This window comes from Ferroglobus sp., assembly GCF_015521575.1.
GTDB lineage: Archaea > Halobacteriota > Archaeoglobi > Archaeoglobales > Archaeoglobaceae > Ferroglobus.
Genome location: NZ_WANY01000090.1, coordinates 1 through 4,791, shown reverse-complemented (window position 1 = coordinate 4,791; position 4,791 = coordinate 1). Strand labels below are relative to the sequence as shown.

The 4,791-nt window shown below is 43.9% G+C and carries 6 protein-coding genes; 5 read left to right on the top strand and 1 reads right to left on the bottom strand.

Annotated elements, in window-relative coordinates; genetic code table 11:
• The first annotated feature begins 166 nt into the window (after positions 1-166).
• From F7C14_RS03965 to F7C14_RS03945, 5 genes are read left to right on the top strand one after another with little or no spacing between them, the layout of a single operon-like run.
• Positions 167-1,900, top strand: a complete 1,734-nt coding sequence (locus F7C14_RS03965) for a carbon starvation protein A (protein ID WP_290900152.1) — start codon at positions 167-169, stop codon at positions 1,898-1,900.
• Complete coding sequence (locus F7C14_RS03960; RefSeq protein ID WP_290900150.1) at positions 1,897-2,178, top strand: hypothetical protein; 282 nt, start codon at positions 1,897-1,899, stop codon at positions 2,176-2,178. The genes F7C14_RS03965 and F7C14_RS03960 overlap by 4 nt, the downstream gene beginning before the upstream one ends.
• Before the next feature lie 2 nt (positions 2,179-2,180).
• The gene (locus tag F7C14_RS03955) at positions 2,181-3,092 is read left to right on the top strand and encodes an ArsA family ATPase (RefSeq protein ID WP_290900148.1); all 912 of its coding nucleotides are present in this window, start codon (positions 2,181-2,183) and stop codon (positions 3,090-3,092) included.
• Positions 3,082-3,354: an iron-sulfur cluster assembly protein gene (locus F7C14_RS03950; protein WP_290900146.1), complete on the top strand. Its 273-nt coding sequence runs from the start codon at positions 3,082-3,084 to the stop codon at positions 3,352-3,354. The genes F7C14_RS03955 and F7C14_RS03950 overlap by 11 nt, the downstream gene beginning before the upstream one ends.
• Positions 3,355-3,358: 4 nt before the next feature.
• Positions 3,359-3,997, top strand: a complete 639-nt coding sequence (locus F7C14_RS03945) for a hypothetical protein (RefSeq protein WP_290900144.1) — start codon at positions 3,359-3,361, stop codon at positions 3,995-3,997.
• On the opposite strand, the gene F7C14_RS03940 is transcribed toward F7C14_RS03945, so the two are convergent.
• The coding region (locus F7C14_RS03940; RefSeq protein WP_290900142.1) for a D-2-hydroxyacid dehydrogenase at positions 3,994-4,791 on the bottom strand (798 nt) is incomplete at its 5' end. The genes F7C14_RS03945 and F7C14_RS03940 overlap by 4 nt on opposite strands.

Here is a 4,791-nt window from a genome sequence, read left to right as displayed (position 1 = left end):
CTTTATCAATCTCCCTTCTTTCAACCCAGAGATTTCGAAGAGTTTCACCGGAAGTTAGTTTGCGAGTCCTCTAAAATAAATGTGCGGCTCGATCATGGTCGAGGGTATTTTTAAGTACATTAGATAACGATTAATCATCGCAAGTTTGATTCTTGGAGGTGTCGAAATGGCTCTAACAACGACTGTGATTATTGGACTCGGACTGCTTATATACGCCATACTGTATTTTACCTACGGAAAGAAACTTGAAAAAGAAGTCGTAAAGGCAGACCCAAACAGAGAAACTCCCGCTAAAAGACTTTACGACGGCATCGATTACGTTCCAGCAGACAGACCCGTTCTTTTCGGTCATCACTTTGCATCGATAGCCGGAGCAGCTCCAATAGTCGGTCCAGTAATAGCAATGGCATGGGGTTGGCTTCCCGGACTGGCTTGGATATGGTTCGGAAATGTTCTGCTCGGAGCGGTTCATGATTACCTGTCTCTGATGGCCTCCGTAAGATACGACGGGAGAAGCATTCAGTGGATATCTGGTAAAGTCATGAGCAAGAGAACCTCGTTGATGTTTCAAGTGTTCATATACTTCGTTTTGATTCTTGTTGTGGCCGCTTTCGCTGCTGTAATAAATTCGATCTTCGTTAAAACTCCGCAAGTTGCCACGGCCTCAATACTCTTCATAGCTTCAGCTCTTGTTGTTGGCTTTTTAATGTACAGAACGAGAATTGGAATAATTCCATCGACTGCTGTAGGACTCGCACTCCTTTTAATCAGCATATGGCTTGGATTTCAGTATCCGTTATCCCTCACAGCAGACACGTGGTATGTGATCCTTTTCGTCTATATAATTGTTGCAGCATCGCTTCCGGTCTGGGTACTCCTCCAGCCGAGAGATTACCTTAACGCATGGATACTTTGGTTTGGATTAATTGCTGGAGGTGTTGCACTTTTAATTGTCAACAAAGAGATTACATGGCCCGCTTACACGACATTCTCAGCCACCGTCGTTGGTGGAAAAGCTTCACCCTTCTGGCCAGTAGTGCCTCTCGTTATCGCTTGTGGCTCCCTCTCCGGATTCCATTCGATAGTTGCTTCTGGAACAACATCGAAACAGTTAGCAAACGAGCTCCACGGACTTACGATAGGTTACGGGGGAATGCTTACAGAAGGTTTCCTTTCGACGCTTGTTGTCACATCTATAGCTGCTTACGGAATGTCCCTACTCTCTCAAGCAGCATCAAAACTTGCTGAGGTGGGAATCGAGGTTGCAAAGCTGAGCGACCCTACTTATCTTGGGACAGCGTACATAACTGCCATGCTGAAAAGCTTCGGAAAAGTTGGAATTTTCGCCCAAAGCTACGGAATGAGCTGGTTTGATGCTTTTGGAGTCGACGTCAAAATTGGAACGGTTTTTGCTGGACTCTGGGTTTCAGCTTTCGCATTAACAACTCTTGACACAACAAACAGACTCGCAAGGTTTACGTGGAGCGAAATAGTTGCTGAGGTCGTAAAAGACGAGTCAGCAAGAAGAGTGTTAAGCAACAGATGGCTAGCTTCACTTCTTGCAGCGGCAATAGGGATTGGGTTAGCTAAAACCGGGAACTGGACAATAATCTGGCCAGCTTTTGGCGGAGCGAATCAGATGCTTGCAGCGATAGCTCTCATGACTTCCGGTTTGTGGGTTAGAAACGTTCTTGCGGTGAAGGGGGTAATGAGGTATCTCGTTCTCGCTCCAGCTCTCTTCCTCTGGCTTACCGTAACACTGGCTTACGTGTGGTTCATAGTGGTTGTAAAACCGTCATCAGCAGTTTACACGATAGTTGTCATAGAGCTTCTGCTGGCGTTTATGCTTTTCTACGAGTTTGGCAGAGCGGTGAAGAGAGAGGTAGCGGTACCGGCATGAGGATTGGAAATCTCTTCCGGGATATCCTCAATTTTTTTGAGGGTTTCAGCGAAGGTGTGAAAAGCAGATCAGTTGAGTTCATAAAAATAGAAGAGAGAGAACTCGAAAATATCTTTTCCCTTCTACTCTTCGGCAGTTACATAGGTTTTCCCACCCCACCAGCATTTTTAAGTCTCGAACTGTTGCCTCACATGGCAAGGGAACTCTACATCCTTGGGATTTCCGCTGAAAGAAGTGACGATCCTGTTGGAAGGATTGCGGAATTTTTTGAGCTGTAAAAATGAAGGGGTTTGTGTTTGTGGGAAAAGGTGGCGTGGGAAAGACTACCTGCAGTGCTGCATTAGCGTTAAAGCTGTCGAAGAAAGGAAAAACTCTTGTAACGTCTCTTGATCCCGCTCATAATCTTGGAGATGTTCATGGAGTTCATCTTGACAGTAAACCGAAGAGGATAAAGGAGAACCTTTACGCAATGGAGATCGACACCAATCAGCTTGCAGAGGATTACCTGAAGAGGACAGCGGAAAAAATAAAGAGCTTGCACACGTATTTGAAAGTGCTAAATCTCGACAAGTACATAGATACCCTCAAATATTCACCCGGGATAGAGGAATATAGCATACTTGAGGGATTAGTGGAAATAGCGTCCATGGAGTACGACTACATTGTGCTTGACATGCCTCCAACCGGTTTAACTGTAAGAGTGCTCACGCTACCCTATACAGCAATGATATGGATAGAAAAACTCATCGAGATAAGAAGGGAGATTCTAAAAAGGAGAAGGGCAATTGAGAAGGTAATGGGAAAGATGTGCTTCATAATTGAAGGAAGGGAGGTGAGTGTTCCGGTTAGAGAGGAGGAAGACCAGATAATGTACGAGTTAAAGAAGAAAAGAAAAATGATGGAGTTCCTGAAAAACTTTTTTTCGCAAAAATGCTCGATTATTCTCGTGGTAAACCCCGAAGAACTATCTATTCTCGAAGGTAAGAGGGCAGCAATAGTTTTAAAAGATTTCGGACTTGAATTTTCGAGAGTCATTCTAAATAAGTTCGTCAACGAAAACGAATTTACCAAGGAAGCTGAAAAAATGGGAAAGACAATTAAAATCCCCTTTTTTAAAGAATCACCGAAAGGTTTAGGAGGTCTTGAGAAAATCTCGGAGATGATTGGAGAAGTGCTCGAAGATGAGAGCTAAAGATATTCTCAACCTTTTGAAGGATGTGAAGGAGCCAACAACTGGAGAGAGCATAATCGATCTTGGACTCGTTGAAGGTGTAGTGGTAAAAGATGAGATAGTCGTTTACGTGAATTTTTTGAAAGCCATGCCAGGCTGTAAAGCTTGCGTTCCGCTTGCATATCTCATCGTGGGAGCGATCGTTAGGGAAATTGAAAGAGCTTTCGAAAAAACTGGAATGAAGTATAGAATAGTTGAAGTGGGAACCTTTCGCAGGAAGTGAGAAGATGTTCGACCTCTCTAATCTGTTTGCAGTTCTCGTCATCTTTGCCGGAGTTGCATCACTTCAATTTTTTCATGGCAGAAAGCTAAATCTCTTGCTCATGAGGAATTACGTTACAACACTTGAAGAGGTCGTAAAGCCGAAAGATCAGCTTTACACGTGGCTCGGAGGATACATAGGATTTAAAGCGGAATACAAGGTGGACGATCCGGTAATTGAAAAAGTTGAAGCGACTTTAACCCTCCTTCCAAGGCACAGCATAGTCTACCTTCCGATCTCGAAAATCATTCTTGGAGGGGACAGATTATTTCTCGTGGTGAAGAGCAAATACAAACTGAAGGGAGACGTTCACGCCGTGAAAAAGGGTGTTTACAGATTTACAAAAGGAATAGACGACGAGGTGGAATATAAAAAAGAGATCGTAAGGGTTAATAGCGTAGAGTTTCAGATATTCTACAAAAGAAGGAGAGACGTTGACGTTCTCTTAGCATATCTCAAAAGATTGCCTGTTAATTCGATAAAGCACCTCTCCGTTACGCCATTGACGAAGGTTGTTTACGCTTTTGTAATCCCAAGCAGGGAGGTTATAGAAAAAGTTCTCCCAGAGCTGAAAGAGTTGACGAAAGAGTTCGCGGAGTTTTAGTATCCTCTGTCTTTATCGACGACGTTTATCAGTTCCTCACCCCTTAAAAACCTCTTCAAATTTTCGATGAAAATGTCGGTTGCCCTCTCCCAGTAATAGGGAGTTGATCCAGCTACGTGGGGGGTTATTATTACGTTTTCGAGTTCCCAAAGCTCCGAATCTCTGGGGAGGGGTTCCACTTCAGCCACATCTAAAGCAGCACCGGCTATCCACTTCTCCTTTAGAGCTTTTATGAGAGCTTTTTCATCCACTACTCCGCCTCTTGCGATGTTTATTAGATAAGCTGTCTTCTTCATAAGTTTGAGTTCCCGCTCTCCAATCATGTTCCTCGTTTCGGGTGTGAGCGGAACGCAAAGCACAAGGTAATCCGATTTTCTAATCACCTCGTCCTTTTCATGTATTCCGTAAACTTCATCAACGTAATTCACCTTAGACGGATTTTTCTTGACTCCAAGAACCTTCATTTTGAAGCATTTCCCCTTCCTTGCGACCTCTCTTCCTATCGCTCCGAGTCCGATTATTCCCAGCGTTTTTCCTGCAAGTTCGTCTAAAGGTTCGAAGGGAATTGGATGTCTAACTTTCCACACTTTCCTCCTCTGATCATCAAGCAGTTCGGGAAGTTTTCTTGCAAAAGCAAGTATCAAAGCGAAAACGTGATCCGAAGCCTGAGAGGCGTGGATACCCCTTGAGCACGTAATGATTACATCGCTCCTTTTGACTTCTTCTATCAACAGCGAATCAACTCCAACGTAGGGAGAATGAATCCATTTGAGCTTTTTTGCCCTCTTAAACTG

Bases quoted from the DNA above. Each gene is read 5' to 3' on its own strand.
- F7C14_RS03965 (WP_290900152.1), top strand. From the start codon at position 167: ATGGCTCTAACAACGACTGTGATTATTGGACTCGGACTGCTTATATAC.
- F7C14_RS03960 (WP_290900150.1), top strand. From the start codon at position 1,897: ATGAGGATTGGAAATCTCTTCCGGGATATCCTCAATTTTTTTGAGGGT.
- F7C14_RS03955 (WP_290900148.1), top strand. From the start codon at position 2,181: ATGAAGGGGTTTGTGTTTGTGGGAAAAGGTGGCGTGGGAAAGACTACC.
- F7C14_RS03950 (WP_290900146.1), top strand. From the start codon at position 3,082: ATGAGAGCTAAAGATATTCTCAACCTTTTGAAGGATGTGAAGGAGCCA.
- F7C14_RS03945 (WP_290900144.1), top strand. From the start codon at position 3,359: ATGTTCGACCTCTCTAATCTGTTTGCAGTTCTCGTCATCTTTGCCGGA.